The organism is Streptomyces sp. NPDC002181, from assembly GCF_042890485.1.
In the GTDB taxonomy this organism is placed as follows: Bacteria; Actinomycetota; Actinomycetes; order Streptomycetales; family Streptomycetaceae; genus Streptomyces.
This window is the reverse complement of sequence record NZ_JBIASC010000012.1, coordinates 69,835-87,672: the sequence shown is the minus strand read 5'-3', so window position 1 is coordinate 87,672 and position 17,838 is coordinate 69,835. Positions and strand designations below refer to the sequence as shown.

Genomic DNA, 17,838 nt, shown 5'->3' with positions numbered 1-17,838 from the left:
TCGCGTGCGGGCGGCGGGGTCCTGACGCGGCCCGGACGCCGCCCCGCCGCCCGGTCGCGGCCTACGCCCGTCCGGTGAGGTGCGCGAAGACGACGACGTTGGAGTCCCAGTGGCGGTCGGCGGTGAGGTCGCCGCCGCAGGTGATGAGGCGCAGCTGGGCCGAGCCGTGGGTGTCCCCGTAGACCTTGTCGGTGGGGAAGGCGTCCTTCTTGTACGTGTCGACCGCGTCGACGGCGAAGACGGCGGTGGTGCCGTCGGCCCGGTGGACCTCGATCTCCTCGTCCTTCTTCAGGGTCTTGAGGTTGAAGAAGACGGCCTTCGGGGCCTGCGGGGTGTCCATGTGGCCGACGATGGCCGCCGCGCCCGGCTCGCCCGGGGTCGGGCCGTCCTTGTACCAGGCCGCGTCATCGGGCTTCGCGAAGTCCGGCTCCCGCATGACGCCTTGGGCGTCGAGGCCGACCGTGTCGAGCGGTGCGTCGACCTTGATGTCCGGGATCTCGATGCGGTCCGGGACGGAGGGCGGGAGGGCGGAGGCCGCCGTGGCGTTCGCCGGTGCGGCCCCGGCGGCGGCGCCGCTGCTCGCCGACGCCGAACAGCCGGTGGCGAGGACGGCGGCGAGCGCCGCGGCCCCCGCCAGGGCGGCGGTGCGGCGTGCGCGGCCGCCCCGGCGGGAAGGGGTGGGAGGCTGCTCAGGCATGGTCGGCCGCGGCTCCGGGGAGGGGGCCGGCCGGGGCCTGGCCGGTGTTGACCGAGCCCTTGGGCTTCTTGTGCTCGCTCGGCTTGAGCGGGGTCACGGGCTTGACGTCGGGCTTGCCGCCGCCCGCCTCGGTGGAGAACTTGACGGTGTCGAACTCCTTGCCGCCCGCGAAGGCGTGGACGCCGTAGTAGCCCGTCTTGACGTCCTTGGCGACGACCGCGGTCCCGGTCCAGGTGCCGTGTCCGTCGCTCTTCAGGTCGATCCGGCCGCCGAACGCGTCGGAGCTGACGTACGCGTTCTTCACGTCGCCCGCCGTCTTGACCGTGACGCCGATCCTGTCGCCCGGGCGGCCGTGGTCGGCCGAGAGCCTGAGGGAAGAGACCGGGGCGGGCGGCGGGGTCTCGGCCTTGACGGTCAGCTGCGCGGTGGCCTGGAGCTTGCCGCCGTCGGGGGCGGTGCCGGTGAGGCTCACGCCGTAGTTGCCGTCCGCGACCTTGGCGATCTTCGCGGTGCCGGTCCAGGCGCCGTCGCCCGCCGGGCTCAGCCGGACGTCCTCCAGGGCCTTGGAGGAGACCGACAGGGCGGTGGAGTCCTTGGGGGCCTTCACGGTGACCTTGACCTCGGCGCCCGGCTTGCCGGAGGAGGCCGACAGCTGCAGGGAGGCGGAGCCTTCGCTGCTGCCCGGGCTGTGGCTGGCCGAGGGGGACGGGCTCGCGTCGGCGGCGAACGCGGGAGCGGCGGCGCCGAGGGCCAGCGTCGACGTCAGGGCTATGGCTGCGAGGGTGACTGCCTTGCGCATGGAATTCCTCCTGAACGGGAGACCGGGGTTCGTTCCCGGCACACCTGACATGAGGGACATCCCGGGCGTTTTGGTTGCAAGCGCTGGTCGGGTCCCGGAGGGCACCTGCCGAAGGTCCTCCGGCGTAAAGCCGCAGGCCGCACCCCCGCTAGGGGTGCACCTTTTGCTGCCCCTTTGCCCCGATTTTTGGGACGAAAGTCCCGGACGCGGGCGCCCCGGAACGCCGGAGCCCCCGGCGACACGAGGTCGCCGGGGGCTCCGCACGAAGGGCTCAGGCCGAGATCAGAGCTGCTCGATCACGTAGTCGATGCACGCGGTCAGCGCCTGCACGTCCGCCGGGTCGATCGCCGGGAACATCGCGATGCGGAGCTGGTTGCGGCCGAGCTTGCGGTACGGCTCGGTGTCCACGATGCCGTTGGCGCGCAGCACCTTGGCGACGGCGGCCGCGTCGATGTCGTCCGAGAAGTCGATCGTGCCGATGACGGCGGAGCGCTTGTCGGCGTCCACGACGAACGGGTTCGCGTACTTCGAGGCCTCCGCCCAGCCGTACAGGTGGCCCGCGCTGGCCGCCGTACGGCCGGTCGTGAACTCCAGGCCGCCCTGGCTGTTCATCCACTTCAGCTGCTGGTCCAGCAGGAAGAGGGTGGACAGGGCCGGGGTGTTGTACGTCTGGTTCTTCAGCGAGTTGTCGATCGCCGTCGGCAGCGAGAAGAACTCCGGGATGTGCCGGCTGCCGGAGGCGTGCACGCGCGCCGCCCGCTCCAGGGCCGCCGGGGAGAACGCCGCCAGCCACAGGCCGCCTTCGGAGGCGAAGGACTTCTGCGGGGCGAAGTAGTAGACGTCGCTCTCGGTGATGTCGACGGGCAGGCCGCCGGCGCCCGAGGTCGCATCCACCAGGACGAGTGAACCGGCGTCGGCGCCCGCGACGCGCTTGACCGGCGCCGCCACACCCGTGGAGGTCTCGTTGTGCGTGTACGCGTACACGTCGACGCCCGCCTCGGCCGCCGGGTCGGGGTGCGTGCCCGGCTCGGAGGAGATGACGGTCGGCTCGTCCAGCCACGGCGCGAGCTTCGCGGCCTTGGCGAACTTGGAGGAGAACTCGCCGAAGGTGAGGTGCTGCGACTTGCGCTCGATGAGCCCGGCGGTCGCGATGTCCCAGAAGGCGGTGGAGCCGCCGTTGCCCAGGATCACCTCGTAGCCCTCGGGGAGGGAGAACAGGTCCCGGACGCCGTCCCGCACCGAGCCGACCAGGTTCTTGACCGGGGCCTGGCGGTGGGAGGTTCCGAGCAGGGAGGTACCGGTGGCGGCCAGGGCGTCCAGCGCCTCGGTCCGCACCTTGGAGGGGCCCGCGCCGAAGCGTCCGTCGGCGGGCTTGATGTCAGCGGGAATCTGGATCTCGGCCACGAGCGGAGCGTATCCGGTCCCGGTCCACCCCTCGGAGGCGCGTCCACCCGATGAGACGAGTCCGGCCGGTGGCAGGGTGGGGGCCGTGACGTCACCCGGGGAACTCGAACGGACATTGCGGGAGAACCTGCGCGGGGAGGTGGACTTCGGGGCCGCGGCCCGCGCCCTCGCGACCATGGACGCCTCGAACTACCGCCGGGTGCCGGTGGGGATCGTCGCGCCGCGCGACGCCGGGGACGTGGCGGCCGCGCTGCGGATCTGCGCGGAGGCGGGCGTACCGGTCGTCCCGCGCGGCGGTGGGACCTCGATCGCCGGGCAGGCCACGGGCGTCGGCGTGGTGCTGGACCTGACCCGGCACATGAACGCCCTGGTGTCGCTGGACCCGGCCGCCCGCACCGCCGTGGTCCAGCCGGGGCTGGTGCTCGACCGGCTGCGCGAGGCGGCGCGCCCGTACGGGCTGACCTTCGGCCCGGACCCCTCGACGCACTCCCGCTGCACGCTGGGCGGGATGATCGGCAACAACGCGTGCGGGGCCCACTCGGTGGCCTGGGGGACCACCGCCGACAACGTGGCGGAGCTGGCGGTCACGGCGTACGGCGGCTCCCCGTACCGGCTCGGGACGGGCTGGACGGGGGCGCCGGAGGGCCTGCGGGAGCTGGTGGCGGGCAACCTGGCGGTGCTGCGTACCGGCATGGCGGGAGGTTTCTCGCGGCGGATCTCCGGATACGGCGGGCTGGACGCGCTGCTGCCCGAGCGGGGCGTGCAGGTGGCCCGGGCCTTCTGCGGGAGCGAGGGAACGCTCGGGGTGGTGACGGAGGCGGTCGTACGCCTGGTGGAGGCGCCGCGCGCACCGGCGCTCGCTGTCCTCGGGTACGCGGACGAGAGCGCGGCGGCCGATGCGGCGGCCGGGCTGCTGGGGTACGGGCCGCTGACGGTGGAGGGCATGGCGGCCGACCTGGTGGGCGCGGCTTCCGGGCTGCCGAGGGGCGGCGGGTGGCTGTTCGTGGAGATGCGGGACGAGGGGGCGGCCAGGGCCCTCGTACGGGCCGCCGACGCGGTGGACTCGGTGGTGGTCACGGACCCGGCGGGGCAGCGGGCGCTGTGGCGGATCCGTGAGGACGCGGCGGGCACGGCGACGAGGATGCCGGGCGGGGCGATGGCCTGGCCGGGGTGGGAGGACTGCGCGGTACCGCCGGCCCGGCTCGGCGCGTACCTGCGGGAGTTCCGCGCGCTGCTGGCGGGGCACGGGCTGAGGGGGACCCCGTACGGGCACTTCGGCGAGGGCTGCGTGCACGTGCGGATCGACTTCGACCTGGCGTCGCGGGCCGGGATCGCGCGCTTCCGCGCCTTCTCCACCGACCTGGCGGACCTCGTGGTCTCCCACGGCGGCTCGCTCTCCGGGGAGCACGGGGACGGTCAGGCGCGGGCGGAGCTCCTGCCGCGGATGTACGGGGAGGAGGCCGTCCGGCTCTTCGGCGCGTACAAGGACGTGTGGGACCCGGCGGGCGGGATGAACCCCGGGATCCTGGTCCGCCCGGCCCGTCTGGACGAGAACCTGCGCTTCGCGGTGCTGCCGGCGACGCCGTTCGCGGGGGAGGTGGCCCGCTGCGTGGGCGTGGCGAAATGCCGGTCCACCACCGCGGCGGGGCCGGAGGTGATGTGCCCGTCGTACCGGGTCACGGGGGAGGAACGGCACTCGACGCGCGGCCGGGCGAGGCTGCTGCACGAGATGCTGGCGGGTGAGGTCCTGACGGACGGCTGGCGCTCGCGGGAGGTCGCGCAGGCGCTGGACCTGTGCCTGGCCTGCAAGGGGTGCCGCAGCGACTGCCCGGTGGGGGTGGACATGGCCTCGTACAAGGCGGAGTTCCTCGACCGCCACTGGCGCGGCCGCATCCGCCCGCTGTCGCACTACGTCCTGGGCGGCCTGCCGGCATGGCTGCGGCTGATCGCCGCGCTGCGGGCGGCGGGGGCGGTCAACGCGGTGGGGCGGGCGCTGCGGGTACTGCGGGTACTGCGGGTGGCGGGGCCGGCTTGGGAGCGGGGGCTGCCGCAGGTGGCCCGGGTGCCCTTCACGCGACGGTGGCGGGCCGACCCGGCTGCGCCCGCCGACGCCGCCCCGTCCGCCGCCCAGGCCCCGGCGGCTCCGCGCCGGGTGACGCTCTGGCCCGACACCTTCACCGAGCACCTCGCCCCCGAGGCGGGCCGGGCGGCCGTCACGGTCCTGCGCGCCGCCGGGCTCGACGTGTCCCTGCCCCCGAAGGGGGTCTGCTGCGGGCTGACCTACGTCTCCACCGGCCGCCTCGACCGCGCCCGGGCCGTCCTGCGCCGCACCCTCGACGCCGTGGGCGACGCGGCAGGACCCGTGACGGTCCTCGAACCCAGCTGTGCCGCCGCCCTGCGCACCGACCTCCCCGCCCTCCTCCCCGACGACCCGCGCGCGCAGCGCTTCGCCGACGCCGTGCGGACCTTCGCCGAGACGCTGGAGGAGTACGCCCCGCACTGGCGGCCGCCGCGCCTGGACCGCCCGGCCGTCGGCCAGACGCACTGCCACCAGCACGCCGTCCTCGGCGACGCCGCCGACCGGCGGCTGCGCGAGGCCGCCGGGCTCACGGGCGAGCTCAGCGGCGGCTGCTGCGGCCTCGCCGGGAACTTCGGCTTCGAGCCGGGCCACGACGAGGTGTCCGTGGCCTGCGCCGAGGAACGGCTGCTCCCCGCCCTGCGCGCGGCCCCGCCCGGGGCGGCGGTCCTGGCGGACGGGTTCTCCTGCCGTACGCAGATCGCCCGGCTGTCGGACGGCGGCCGGGCCCGCCACCTGGCCGAGCTCCTGGCCGAGGGCCTGGCCGAGGACGTGTAAGCCAACGCAGGCCGCCTTGGCCCTTACGCACCCCTTAGTCTGGATTAATGCCCGCAACTTCGCCCAAGTCCGACCGCGCCGCGGCGCCCGCCGACCTCACGACGGCCCCGGCGCCTTCGAGCTCCGCCGCCTCGTCCCGCTTCGGCCCGGTCGCACTGGTCATCGCCGCGGGCGTCTCGGTGCAGTTCGGCGCCGCCCTCGCCGTCATGATCATGCCGCGCACGGGCGCCGCGGGCGCGGTCACGCTGCGGCTCGCGGCCGCCGCGCTGGTGCTGCTGCTCCTGTGCCGTCCCAAGGTCCGCGGGTACGCGCGCGCCGACTGGGGCACGATCGTCGCCTTCGGCATCGCCATGGCCGGTATGAACGGGCTCTTCTACCAGGCCGTCGACCGGATCCCGCTCGGCCCGGCCGTCACCCTCGAAGTGCTCGGCCCCCTCGTCCTCTCGGTGATCGTCTCGCGCCGCATTGTCAGCCTGCTGTGGGCCGGCCTGGCCCTCGGCGGTGTCGCCCTGCTCGCCGGCCACGGAGGTGGCGAGGGCTTCGGCGGCCTCGACCTCCTCGGCGCCGCCTTCGCTCTCGGAGCGGGCGCGATGTGGGCGGCGTACATCGTGTTCAGCGCGCGTACGGGCCGCCGCTTCCCGCAGGCGGACGGGCTGGCCCTGGCCATGGCGGTGGCGGCGGTGCTCTCGCTCCCGCTGGGCGTGATCGAGGCCGGTCCGGCGCTGCTGGTGCCGAGCACGCTGGCGCTGGGCGTCGGAGTCGCCGTCCTGTCGTCCGTCCTGCCGTACACCCTGGAGCTGCTGGCGCTGCGGCGTCTGCCCGCCCCGACGTTCGCGATCCTGATGAGCCTGGAGCCGGCGATCGCGGCCACGGCCGGGTTCCTGCTCCTGAACCAGGCGATGTCGGCGATCGACGCGCTGGCGATCGCACTGGTCATCGCGGCGAGCATGGGGGCGGTCCGCTCGCAGACCCGGAAGAAGTCCTCCTGATGCCGACGGCGGCAGCGCCCCCGGGCCCCGTCTGCACCTGACCACCCCCGCCGCTCACCGAGGCCGCCGGACGCCGACAAGGTGGTGCGCCCGCCCCGCCGGGCGCGGGGGTGTCCGGCGGGGCGGGCGCGCGGGCGGGCGGCGCTCAGCCCAGCGGGAGGTCCAGGTACGAGGGCGTGGCCTCCGGGGAGGTGAAGGCCAGCGTCGCGCGCGGCAGGTTGGCGTCCCCGTAGAAGGGGTCCCGGGCGTCGATCACCAGCATCAGCCGGTGCCCGCGCGGGACGTCGTACGCCGTCGCCTGGAGCTCGATGTCGGCGCTGACCAGGCTGCCGGGGGCCGCGTCGAGGTGCGCGTACGGGGCGTGCGTGACGATGTGCGCCGTACCGTCGGGCGCCACCGCGAGCAGGTACGCGACGAAAGAGGAGTCGGGGTCCGCGGCGCGGTACGTGACGCGCAGCCGCGGCGTGCCGCGCAGCCGGGCGGTCTCCGCCTCCGGGTCCGCCGTCCACACGGCGGCGACGGTGCGGTCGATGTCGCCCGTCCGGTAGGCCTTCGGGCGGCCCGCGATCTCGTCGTACCCGGAGCGGACGATCTCGTCGGCGACGGTCGCCGGGGTGTCCACCCCGCACAGGACGTCCGCGCTCCAGCCGGCCTCGGGCCGCTCGGTGAGCTCCCCGCCGCCCGCCAGGTGCATCCGGCGCACCTGTTCGGTGACGGAGTCCCAGGTGGGGCGGGGTTCCAGGGTCTGGCCCCACATGACCTCGCTGAGCACCTGGCCCTCGTCGGCCATGCCGTTGTCGATCCCCCTGAGGTGCTGGTCGAACCAGCGGTGGGCGTTCGTCCAGATCCGGTTGGGCAGGCCGATCATGCCCGTCATCTCGGGCCCGGAGTGGTCGCCGATGGAGAGGTCGAGGCGTTTGGGCCCGGTCAGCTCGTTGAACAGCTTCAGTGTCTGGTTGCCCGGGAAGAGCGTCTCGTGCCAGGCGTGCGAGAAGTAGACGGGAACCTGACGGCGGTTGAGCTCCTTGATGTGGGTGAACGGCGAGCGCTGCTCCGCCCAGCGCAGGGTGCCCTGGATGTCGCGGCCCGCGAGGACGTTCTCGAACACGCTCTGGGTCTGCGGGCTCAGCCGGGCCTTCGAGGCCGCCTTGAGCAGTGCCTCGACGGCGGCCACGTGCCGGGTCCGGTTCTCGTAGAAGGCCTCGCCGAGGTCGCCCCAGGTGCTGAGCGCGACCACCGCGTCGACACGGGTGTCGTGCGCGGCGACGAGCTGGCTGATGCCCGATCCGTACGAGTCCCCCAGGAAGCCGATCTTCGTGACCGGGCCGGCGGTGCGCTCGATGAGGTGGTCCAGGGCCCGGCTGCCGTCGGCCACGTCGAGCGGGCCGGCCACGTCGACCTGGCCCTCGGAACCGGCGAAGCCGCGGGTGCTGTAGGCGAGCACGTTGTAGCCGCGGGCCGCGAACACGCTGGCCTGGACGGCGTACGGGAGCCAGCCGTGGTTCGTCCACGGCGAGGGCATCACGATCACCGGCCGCGGCTGGCTCCCGCTGTGCCGCCACAGCGCGGCGTCGAGCAGGTCCCCGTCGGAGCCGGCGACCTTGGCGCGGCTGAAGACGGCGACGGACCGGGCGTCGGCGACCTCGGCGGCGCGGGCGGGGGCGAGGCCCGTGACGTCTCCGGTTTCGAGTGCGGCGACGAACGCGGTGAGGGTGTTCGCGTCGAGTTCGGGATAGAGCGAGAAGGCGGCTGAGATCACGTCGGTTCATCCTCTTCGTCGGGTGACGTTCGGCGAGTGTCTGCTGCGCGTGGGGGCGGCTCCGCGGGGCTTCGCTGGCGACGAAGCGTTCAGTATCGGCGCGACGCCCGGCGGGGGTCGGGCGCTTCGCGGCGTACGGCCTGAATCGCGCCCTCCGGGGCCGGCCCGCCGGTCCCCCCTGACCTGCACCGAGGCCTTGCCTGACGCCAATTCCCGCCCGGTTGACGTGACTTGGCGGTGCTGGCGGGAAGGGCGCGCAGGAGGAGACGCCGCTCGGCCAAATCATGCAAGCATGCTTGATTGTTTTGTGCGCGGCTGCCAGTCTTCCCCTCACGCCGAAAGGGGAGCCCGCCGTGCCCGATCCGTCAGCTGCCGCCGTCTTCGCCGTCTTCGCCGATCTGCGCGAGGAAGGCCTCGCGCTCGAAACCCTGGTCCGGGACCTGCCCGACGCCGGCTGGGCCGAGCCCACCCCCGCGAGCGGCTGGACCGTCGCCCACCAGATCGCCCACCTGCACTGGACCGACCGGGCCGCGCTGATCTCCGTCACCGATCCGGAGGGCTTCGCCGCCCTGGTCGAGGAGGCCGTCAAGGCCCCCGACTCCTTCGTGGACGAGGGCGCCGAAGAGGGCGCCGCGCTGCCGCCCGCCGAGCTGCTGGCCCGCTGGCGGGCCGGGCGCGGCGCCCTCGACGCGGCGCTCGCCGCGGCCTCGCCCGACACCCGCTTCCCCTGGTACGGGCCGCCGATGAAGGCCGCCTCCATGGCCAGCGCCCGCCTCATGGAGACCTGGGCGCACGGCCAGGACGTGGCGGACGCCCTCGGCGTACGCCGTACCCCGACCGCGCGGCTGCGGCACGTGGCGCGGATCGGCGTACGGGCGCGCGACTACGCCTTCGCCGTACGGGGACTGCCCGCGCCCGCCGGGGAGTTCAGGGTGGAGCTCGTACCGCCGGACGGCGGGGAGCCCTGGACCTACGGGCCGCCGGACGCGGCGGACCGGGTCACCGGACCGGCGCTCGACTTCTGCCTCCTGGCGACGCAGCGGGCCCACCGCGCCGACCTGGACCTGACCGCGACCGGTCCCGACGCCGACCGCTGGCTGGACATCGCCCAGGCCTTCGCCGGCCCGGCGGGCCCGGGCCGCGCCCCGGGGACGGCCCGGTGAGCCGCGGCCGGCGGCCGCTGCGCATCGGCAATGCCTCCGGGTTCTACGGGGACCGCTTCAGCGCCTTCGAGGAAATGCTGACCGGGGGCCCGCTGGACGTGCTGACCGGCGACTACCTCGCCGAGCTGACCATGCTGATCCTGGGCCGCGACCGGCTGAAGAGCCCGGATCTCGGCTACGCGAAGACCTTCCTGCGCCAGCTGGAGCAGAGTCTGGGCCTCGCGCGGGAGCGGGGCGTACGGATCGTCGCCAACGCGGGCGGCCTGAACCCGGCCGGACTGGCCGACGCGATCCGCACGCTCGCCGCCAAGGCCGGGATCCCGGTGTCGGTCGCCCATGTCGAGGGCGACGACCTGATGCCGTTCGCGGAGGGCGCGCTGACGGCCAATGCCTATCTCGGCGGAGCGGGCATCACGGCCTGCCTGCGGGCGGGCGCGGACGTGGTCGTCACGGGCCGGGTCACCGACGCGGCGCTGGTCAGCGGGCCGGCGGCCTGGTGGTTCGACTGGGCGCCGGACGACCACGACCGGCTGGCCGGGGCGGTGGTGGCGGGACACGTCCTGGAGTGCGGAACCCAGTCCACCGGCGGCAACTACTCCTTCTTCACGGCGCACGACGTCCGCCGACCCGGTTTCCCGCTGGCGGAGATCGCGGAGGACGGCTCGTCGGTGATCACCAAGCATCCCGGTACGGGCGGGGTCGTCTCGGTGGGCACGGTCACGGCCCAACTCCTGTACGAGACCCAGGGTCCCCGCTACCTGGGCCCGGACGCGACGGCCCGCCTGGACACGGTCCGCCTGGCGCAGGCGGGCGCGGACCGGGTGGCGATCACGGGCGTCGTCGGGGAACCTCCGCCCCCCTCCCTCAAAGTGGGCGTGACCCGCATCGGGGGCTGGCGCAACGAGGTGGTCTTCGTCCTGACGGGCCTGGACATCGAGGAGAAGGCGGCCTTGGTCCAGGCCCAGTTGGCGGATGCGCTGTCCCAAGTGGCCACGGCCGACTGGACGCTGGCCCGTACGGACCACGAGGACGCGCGGACGCAGGAGACGGCGAGCGCGATGCTCCGCCTGGTGGTGCGCGACCCGTCTCCGGACCGGGTGGGCCGCACGCTCACCTCGGAGGCCATCGAACTGGCCCTGGCGAGCTACCCGGGCTTCCACGTGACGTCCCCGCCGGGCCCGGCCCAGCCGTACGGCGTCTTCACGTCCTCGACCGTCCCGTCGGCCACCGTCCCCCACGTGGCGGTCCTCCCGGACGGCACCCGCCATCCGGTCCCCCCGGTCCCGGTCCCCCCGGTCCCCCCGGCCCACCCGGCCGCATCGCCGAGCGGCGCGGGGATCCGCCCCGCGGTCCCGGGCGGGCCCGTCCCGGGCGGGCCCGTCCCGGGCGGGCCCGTGCCCGCCGGACCGACCCTCCGCGTGCCCCTCGGGCGGCTCGTCGGGGCCCGCAGCGGGGACAAGGGCGGCGACGCCAACATCGGGGTGTGGGTCGAGAGCGACGAGGCCTGGGAGTGGCTCCACGCCACCCTCACCGCCGAGGAACTCCAGTCCCTGCTGCCCGAGACGGCGGGGCTGGCGGTCACCCGCCACCCCCTGCCCAACCTCCGCGCGCTCAACTTCACCGTCGCCGGGATCCTCGGCGACGGCGTCGCCTCCGCCCACCGCTTCGACCCCCAGGCCAAGGCCCTCGGCGAATGGCTGCGCGCCCGGCACGTCGACATCCCCGCCCGCCTCCTGCCGACGCACCTCCCGCTCACCCCGGAGGGGACCGCCCCATGACCCGCCTCACCACCACCGTCGACCCGCACGCCCCCGACCACCTCGCCCACCGCGCGGCCGCCACCGCCCGTCTCGCCGAGCTGGACGCCGAGCACGCCAAGGCCCTTCTCGGCGGCGGCGAGAAGTACACGGCCCGCCACAAGGACCGCGGCAAGCTGCTCGCCCGCGAGCGCATCGAGCTGCTCCTCGATCCGGACACCCCGTTCCTGGAGCTGTCCCCGCTCGCCGCCTGGGGCAGCGACTACCCCGTCGGCGCGTCCATGGTCACGGGCATCGGCACGGTGGAGGGCGTCGAATGCCTCGTCACCGCCAACGACCCCACCGTCCGCGGCGGCGCCTCCAACCCCTGGACCCTCAAGAAGGCCCTGCGGGCCAACGAGATCGCCCGGCAGAACCACCTGCCCTGCATCAGCCTCGTCGAGTCCGGCGGCGCCGATCTCCCCTCCCAGAAGGAGATCTTCATCCCGGGCGGCGCGATCTTCCGCGACCTGACCCGGCTCTCGGCCGCCGGCATCCCCACCGTCGCCGTCGTCTTCGGCAACTCCACCGCCGGAGGCGCGTACATCCCGGGGATGTCCGACCACACCATCATGATCAAGGACCGCTCCAAGGTGTTCCTCGGCGGTCCACCGCTCGTCAAGATGGCCACCGGCGAGGAGAGCGACGACGAATCCCTCGGCGGAGCCGACATGCACGCCCGCACCTCCGGACTCGCCGACTACTACGCCCTCGACGAGCACGACGCCATTCGCCAGGCCCGCCGCGTCGTCGCCCGCCTGAACCACCGCAAGCCGCACCCCGATCCGCAGCCCGCCGAAGAGCCGAAGTACGACCCGGAGGAACTCCTCGGCATCGTCCCCGCGGACCTCAAGACCCCCTTCGACCCCCGCGAGGTCATCGCCCGCATCGTCGACGGCTCCGACTTCGACGAGTTCAAGCCCCTGTACGGCACCAGCCTGGTCACCGGCTGGGCCACCCTGCACGGCTACCCGGTCGGCATCCTCGCCAACGCCCAGGGCGTGCTCTTCAGCGCCGAGTCGCAGAAGGCGGCCCAGTTCATCCAGCTCGCCAACCAGCGCGACATCCCGCTCCTGTTCCTCCACAACACCACCGGCTACATGGTCGGCAAGGAGTACGAGCAGGGCGGCATCATCAAGCACGGCTCGATGATGATCAACGCGGTCTCCAACTCCCGCGTCCCGCACCTCTCCGTGCTCATCGGCGCCAGCTACGGAGCCGGCCACTACGGCATGTGCGGCCGCGCCTACGAGCCCCGCTTCCTCTTCGCCTGGCCCAGCGCCAAATCCGCCGTCATGGGCCCGGCCCAGCTGGCCGGAGTGCTCTCCATCGTGGCCCGGCAGTCCGCCGCCGCCAAGGGACAGCCGTACGACGACGAAGCCGACGCCGGGATGCGCGCCTTCGTGGAGGCGCAGATCGAGTCCGAGTCCCTGCCGATGTTCCTGTCCGGGCGGCTGTACGACGACGGGGTCATCGACCCGCGCGACACCCGTACCGTCCTCGGCCTGTGCCTGTCGGCCGTCCACAACGCCCCCGTCGAGGGCGCCCGCGGCGGCTTCGGCGTCTTCCGGATGTGAGCCCGCACATGACTCAGCAGCCCATCACCTCCCTCCTCGTCGCCAACCGCGGCGAGATCGCCGTACGGATCTTCCGTACCGCCCGCGCCCTGGGCCTGGCCACCGTCGCCGTCCACTCCGACCCGGACGCCGACGCCCTGCACGTACGGGAGGCCGACGCGGCCGTGCGCCTGCCCGGCGCGGCCCCCGCCGACACCTACCTGCGCGGCGACCTCCTCATCAAGGCCGCCCTCGCCGCCGGCGCGGACGCCGTCCACCCCGGCTACGGGTTCCTCTCCGAGAACGCCGGCTTCTCCCGCCAGGTCGCCGCCGCCGGACTCACCTGGATCGGCCCGCCGCCCCAGGCCATCGAGGCCATGGCCTCCAAGACCCGGGCCAAGGAGCTGATGCGCGCCGCCGGGGTCCCGCTCCTCGACCCCGTCGACCCGGCGGCAGCCACCACCGCAGACCTGCCCCTGCTCCTCAAGGCCGCCGCGGGCGGCGGGGGACGCGGCATGCGCGTCGTACGGGACCTCGACACCCTCAAGGAGTCCCTCGACGCCGCCTGCGCCGAAGCAGCCTCCGCATTCGGCGACGGAGAGGTCTTCGCCGAGCCGTACGTCGAGCGCGGCCGCCACGTCGAGGTGCAGATCCTCGCCGACTCCCACGGCACCGTCTGGGCCCTCGGCACCCGCGACTGCTCCCTCCAGCGACGCCACCAGAAGGTCATCGAGGAGGCCCCGGCGCCCGGCCTGCCGGACGGCCTGCGCGAGAGCCTCCACGCGGCCGCCGTCGCCGCCGCCCGCGCGGTCTCCTACCAGGGCGCGGGCACCGTCGAGTTCCTCGTCACCGCCGACGGGCGCCCGTACTTCCTGGAGATGAACACCCGCCTCCAGGTGGAACACCCCGTCACCGAGGCCGTCTTCGGCCTCGACCTCGTCGCCCTGCAACTGCGCGTCGCCGAGGGCGCGGCCCTGCCGCTGACGCCCCCGGATCCCGCCGGACACGCCGTCGAGGCCCGGTTGTACGCCGAGGACCCCGCTCAGGACTGGCGTCCCCAGACCGGCGTCCTGCACACCCTCGCGGTCCCCGGCGTGGTCCGCGTGGACACCGGCTTCACCGACGGGGACACCGTCGGCGTCCACTACGACCCGATGCTGGCCAAGGTCATCGCCCACGCCCCGACCCGGGCCGAGGCCGTCCGGACGCTGGCGGACGCCCTCGCGCGGGCCCGCGTGCACGGCCTGAGCACCAACCGGGAACTCCTCGTACGCTCCCTGCGGCACCCGGAGTTCGCCGCCGGGCAGCTCGACACCGGGTTCTACGAGCGCCACCTCGGCGCCCTCACCGAGCCCGCCCCGGAGGCCGCCGCCGGGACCGCGCTGGCCGCCCTCGCCGGAGCGCTCGCCGAGGCCGCCCCGGGGCCGGGCGCGCCGCTGGCCCTGCGGCTCGGCGGCTGGCGCAACCTCCGCTCAAGTCCGCAGACCCGCCGCTACACCGTGGCCGGCACCGAGCACGAGGTCCGGTACCACCCGTTGGACCCCGAGGAACACCCCGGTGTCCGCGTCCTGTCGGCCGAGCGCCACCAGGTCGCCCTCGAAGTCGACGGGGTCCGGCGGCTGTTCCACGTGAAACACAATTCGAACAAGCCCGAGGTGTACGTGGATTCGCCGTTCACCGGCGCCCACACCCTCACCCCCGTCCCCCGGTTCGCCGATCCCCAGGACCGCACCGAACCCGGCTCCCTGCTCGCCCCCATGCCCGGCACCGTCGTCCGCGTCGCCGAGGGCCTCGCCCCCGGCGACACCGTCACCGCCGGGCAGCCCCTGCTCTGGCTGGAGGCCATGAAGATGGAGCACCGCATCGTCTCGCCCGCCTCCGGCACGCTCACCGCGCTCCACGCCGCCCTCGGCCACCAGGTCGAGTTCGGCGCCCTGCTCGCCGTAGTCCAGGAGGAAACGCCAGCATGAGCCCCGCCACCAGCACCACCGTCGAGACCGAAGAGCACAAGGCCCTGCGCGCCGCCGTCGCCGCTCTCGGGCAGCGGTACGGACGCGAGTACCTCGTCCGCGTCGCCCGCGAGGGCGGCCACCCCGACGAGCTGTGGGCCGACGCCGCCAAGCTGGGCTACCTCGGGGTCAGCCTTCCCGAGGAGTACGGCGGCGGAGGCGGCGGCATCGCCGAACTCTCCATCGTCCTGGAGGAACTGGGCGCCGCGGGCTGCCCCCTGCTGATGATGGTCGTCTCGCCCGCCATCTGCGGCACGGTCATCTCCCGCTTCGGCACCGGCGCCCAGAAGCAGGCCTGGCTGCCCGGCCTCGCCGACGGCAGCCGCACCATGGCCTTCGGCATCACCGAGCCCGACGCCGGCTCCAACTCCCACCGCATCACCACCACCGCCCGCCGCGACGGCGACGAGTGGGTGCTGACCGGGCGCAAGGTCTTCATCTCCGGCGTGGACATCGCCGACGCCACGCTCATCGTCGGCCGCACCGAGGACGCACGCACGGGGAGCCTCAAGCCCTGCCTGTTCATCGTCCCCCGCGACACCCCCGGCTTCACCCGCTCCGTCATAGACATGGAACTCCAGGCGGCGGAGAAGCAGTTCGAACTGGTCCTGGACGAGGTACGGCTGCCCGCCGAAGCCCTCGTCGGCGACGAGGACGCGGGGCTGCTCCAGCTCTTCGCCGGGCTCAACCCCGAGCGCATCATGACCGCCGCCTTCGCCATCGGGATGGGCCGCCACGCCCTCGCCAAGGCCGTCGACTACGCCAAGACCCGCCAGGTCTGGAAGGATGCGATCGGCACCCACCAGGCCATCGCCCACCCCCTCGCCGCGGCCCACATCGACCTCGAACTCGCCCGCCTGATGATGCAGAAGGCGGCCCACCTGTACGACGCGGGCGACGACATGGGCGCCGGCGAGGCCGCGAACATGGCCAAGTACGCCGCCGCCGAGGCCTGTGTGAAGGCCGTGGACCAGTCCGTCCACACCCTGGGCGGCAACGGGCTCACCCGCGAATACGGACTGGCCGCCCTCATCACGGCCTCCCGGGTCTCCCGCATCGCCCCCGTCAGCCGCGAGATGATCCTGAACTTCGTCTCCCACCAGACCCTGGGCCTCCCCAAGTCTTACTAACCTGAACGGCGGAGCTCCCCGGCCGGGGGCGGGGACGGGGTGGGGTGGTGTCCGGGGCCAGAACGAGATGATTTCGGCGCGAACTCCCTCGCGCGACCAAAGGCTCCCTCGGGCGCCGAACATCGAAGCCCGTCCCGGACACCACCCCACCCCGGCCCCGCCACCGGCCGCCCCGGCCCCGCCGGCACCGGCACGACCCCCGGGCCGCCCGGGCACAGGGCAGCGGGGCCGCGGGGAGCCGCCCACCATCCGCACCACCTCCGGAGGACCCTGCATGACCCGCCCCGTCGGCGCCGCGCGAGCGCTCGGCATCACCACCCTCACGCTCGACTCCCCGGCCAACCGCAACGCACTCTCCGAGGACCTCGTCGGCGAGCTGCGCGCGGCCCTCGCCGCCGCGGCGGCGGACCCCGGGACGCGGGCCGTCCTCCTCACCCACACCGGCAACACCTTCTGCGCGGGCGCCGACCTGAAGTCCCCCTGCGACCCCGCCGATTTCCTCGCCCTGCTCCGCGAGATCGCCGAGCTCCGCCGGCCGGTCGTGGCCCGCGTCACCGGCCACGTCCGGGCCGGCGGCCTCGGCCTCCTCGGCGTCTGCGACATCGCCGCCGCGGGTCCCGCCTCCACGTACGCCTTCACCGAGACCCACCTGGGCGTGGTCCCGGCCGTGATCTCCGCGCCGCTGCTCCCGCGCCTGGACCCGCGCGCCGCGGCCCGCTACTTCCTCACCGCCGAGGCCTTCGACGCCGCCGAAGCCGCCCGCATCGGCCTGCTCACCCTCCACGGCGAGGACGTGGACGAGGCCCTCGCCCCCGTGCTCGCGGGCCTGCGCAAGGCGGGCCCGGAGGCCCTCGCCGCCACCAAGGAACTGCTCACCGCCCCGGTGCGGGCCGTCCTGGCGGCCGAAGGCGGCACGCTCACCGAGCTCTCCGCGCACCACTTCGGCTCGGCCGAGGCCCGCGAGGGCATCACCGCCCGCTTCGAACGCCGGGACCCGTCATGGGCCCTGTGACCGGCACCCGGCCGACCGGGGATCCCCGGCCCGCCGAGGAGGACCTCCCGGCGCCCGACGCCCAGTCCGGCCCCAAGCAGGCCCGCAGCCGCGTCACCCGCCGCCACCTCCTGGAGGCGGCCGTCGCCTGCCTCGCCGAACAGGGCTGGGCCGGCTCCACCGTCTCCGTCGTCGCCGAACGCGCCGGCGTCTCCCGCGGCGCGGCCCAGTACCACTTCCCGACGCGCGAGGACCTGTTCACCGCTGCCGTCGCCTACGTCTCCGAGGAGCGGTCCGCCGCCCTGCGCGACCTCTTCCAGGCCGGGCCGGCCGCCCGCCCCGCCGTGGTCGAGGCCATCGTCGACCTCTACACCGGCGCCCTCTTCCGCGCGGCCCTCCAGCTGTGGGTCGCCGCCTCCAACGAGGAGCAGCTGCGCCCCCAGGTCACCGAACTGGAGGCCCGCGTGGGCCGCGAGACCCACCGCATCGCCGTGGAGCTCCTCGGCGCGGACGAGTCCGTCCCCGGCGTGCGCGAGACCGTGCAGGGTCTCCTCGACATGGCCCGCGGCCTCGGCCTGGCCAACGTCCTCACCGACGACACGGCCCGCCGTGCCCGCGTGGTCGCCCAGTGGTCCCGGATCCTGGACGCCGCCCTCGGCTGAGGCCGGGGCCCCGCACACACCGAGGGCGC

Annotated in this window: 13 protein-coding genes; 9 read left to right on the top strand and 4 right to left on the bottom strand. The window is 74.4% G+C overall.

Translation table 11 applies throughout. The annotated features are described in order from the left end of the window. Positions 1 to 61: 61 nt before the first annotated feature. The 3 genes from ACFYXV_RS26185 to serC form a co-directional block, all read right to left on the bottom strand. Positions 62 to 697, bottom strand: coding sequence for a class F sortase (locus ACFYXV_RS26185; protein ID WP_389384194.1), 636 nt, complete (start codon positions 695 to 697; stop codon positions 62 to 64). After that, the gene (locus ACFYXV_RS26180) at positions 690 to 1,496 is read right to left on the bottom strand and encodes a hypothetical protein (protein WP_385467182.1); all 807 of its coding nucleotides are present in this window, start codon (positions 1,494 to 1,496) and stop codon (positions 690 to 692) included. Before ACFYXV_RS26180 ends, ACFYXV_RS26185 begins: the two co-directional genes overlap by 8 nt. A 282-nt stretch (positions 1,497 to 1,778) precedes the next feature. After that, positions 1,779 to 2,900: a phosphoserine transaminase gene (serC, locus tag ACFYXV_RS26175; RefSeq protein ID WP_385467185.1), complete on the bottom strand. Its 1,122-nt coding sequence runs from the start codon at positions 2,898 to 2,900 to the stop codon at positions 1,779 to 1,781. Positions 2,901 to 2,985: 85 nt separating this feature from the next. Here serC and ACFYXV_RS26170 point away from each other — a divergent pair, with 85 nt between their 5' ends. Both ACFYXV_RS26170 and ACFYXV_RS26165 read left to right on the top strand, forming a co-directional pair. After that, positions 2,986 to 5,754, top strand: coding sequence for an FAD-binding and (Fe-S)-binding domain-containing protein (locus ACFYXV_RS26170; RefSeq protein ID WP_389384193.1), 2,769 nt, complete (start codon positions 2,986 to 2,988; stop codon positions 5,752 to 5,754). Between the two features lie 47 nt (positions 5,755 to 5,801). Further along, positions 5,802 to 6,743, top strand: coding sequence for a DMT family transporter (locus ACFYXV_RS26165; protein WP_389384192.1), 942 nt, complete (start codon positions 5,802 to 5,804; stop codon positions 6,741 to 6,743). Positions 6,744 to 6,888: 145 nt separating this feature from the next. Here the strand turns inward: ACFYXV_RS26165 and ACFYXV_RS26160 are convergent, their stop codons facing one another. Continuing rightward, on the bottom strand, positions 6,889 to 8,502 hold the full coding sequence (locus ACFYXV_RS26160) for a CocE/NonD family hydrolase (protein ID WP_385467194.1): 1,614 nt from the start codon (positions 8,500 to 8,502) through the stop codon (positions 6,889 to 6,891). Between the two features lie 353 nt (positions 8,503 to 8,855). Between ACFYXV_RS26160 and ACFYXV_RS26155 the strand changes: the two genes are divergently transcribed. The 7 genes from ACFYXV_RS26155 to ACFYXV_RS26125 all read left to right on the top strand — a co-directional run bounded on the left by ACFYXV_RS26155 (position 8,856) and on the right by ACFYXV_RS26125 (position 17,809). Then, positions 8,856 to 9,665 carry a TIGR03084 family metal-binding protein gene (locus tag ACFYXV_RS26155; RefSeq protein WP_389384191.1) on the top strand — a complete coding sequence of 270 codons (810 nt, stop codon included), beginning with the start codon at positions 8,856 to 8,858 and terminating at the stop codon, positions 9,663 to 9,665. Positions 9,666 to 9,739: 74 nt separating this feature from the next. Next, the gene (locus ACFYXV_RS26150) at positions 9,740 to 11,443 is read left to right on the top strand and encodes an acyclic terpene utilization AtuA family protein (RefSeq protein ID WP_389384246.1); all 1,704 of its coding nucleotides are present in this window, start codon (positions 9,740 to 9,742) and stop codon (positions 11,441 to 11,443) included. Beyond that, positions 11,440 to 13,038, top strand: coding sequence for an acyl-CoA carboxylase subunit beta (locus tag ACFYXV_RS26145; RefSeq protein WP_389384190.1), 1,599 nt, complete (start codon positions 11,440 to 11,442; stop codon positions 13,036 to 13,038). Before ACFYXV_RS26150 ends, ACFYXV_RS26145 begins: the two co-directional genes overlap by 4 nt. An 8-nt stretch (positions 13,039 to 13,046) precedes the next feature. Then, complete coding sequence (locus tag ACFYXV_RS26140) at positions 13,047 to 14,987, top strand: biotin carboxylase N-terminal domain-containing protein (RefSeq protein WP_389384189.1); 1,941 nt, start codon at positions 13,047 to 13,049, stop codon at positions 14,985 to 14,987. Then, on the top strand, positions 14,984 to 16,156 hold the full coding sequence (locus tag ACFYXV_RS26135) for an acyl-CoA dehydrogenase family protein (RefSeq protein WP_389384188.1): 1,173 nt from the start codon (positions 14,984 to 14,986) through the stop codon (positions 16,154 to 16,156). The genes ACFYXV_RS26140 and ACFYXV_RS26135 overlap by 4 nt, the downstream gene beginning before the upstream one ends. 274 nt (positions 16,157 to 16,430) lie before the next feature. Then, entirely contained in the window at positions 16,431 to 17,168 is a 738-nt protein-coding gene (locus ACFYXV_RS26130; RefSeq protein WP_389384187.1) for an enoyl-CoA hydratase family protein, read from the top strand. Next, positions 17,156 to 17,809, top strand: a complete 654-nt coding sequence (locus tag ACFYXV_RS26125; protein WP_389384186.1) for a TetR/AcrR family transcriptional regulator — start codon at positions 17,156 to 17,158, stop codon at positions 17,807 to 17,809. Before ACFYXV_RS26130 ends, ACFYXV_RS26125 begins: the two co-directional genes overlap by 13 nt. Positions 17,810 to 17,838: the final 29 nt, after the last annotated feature.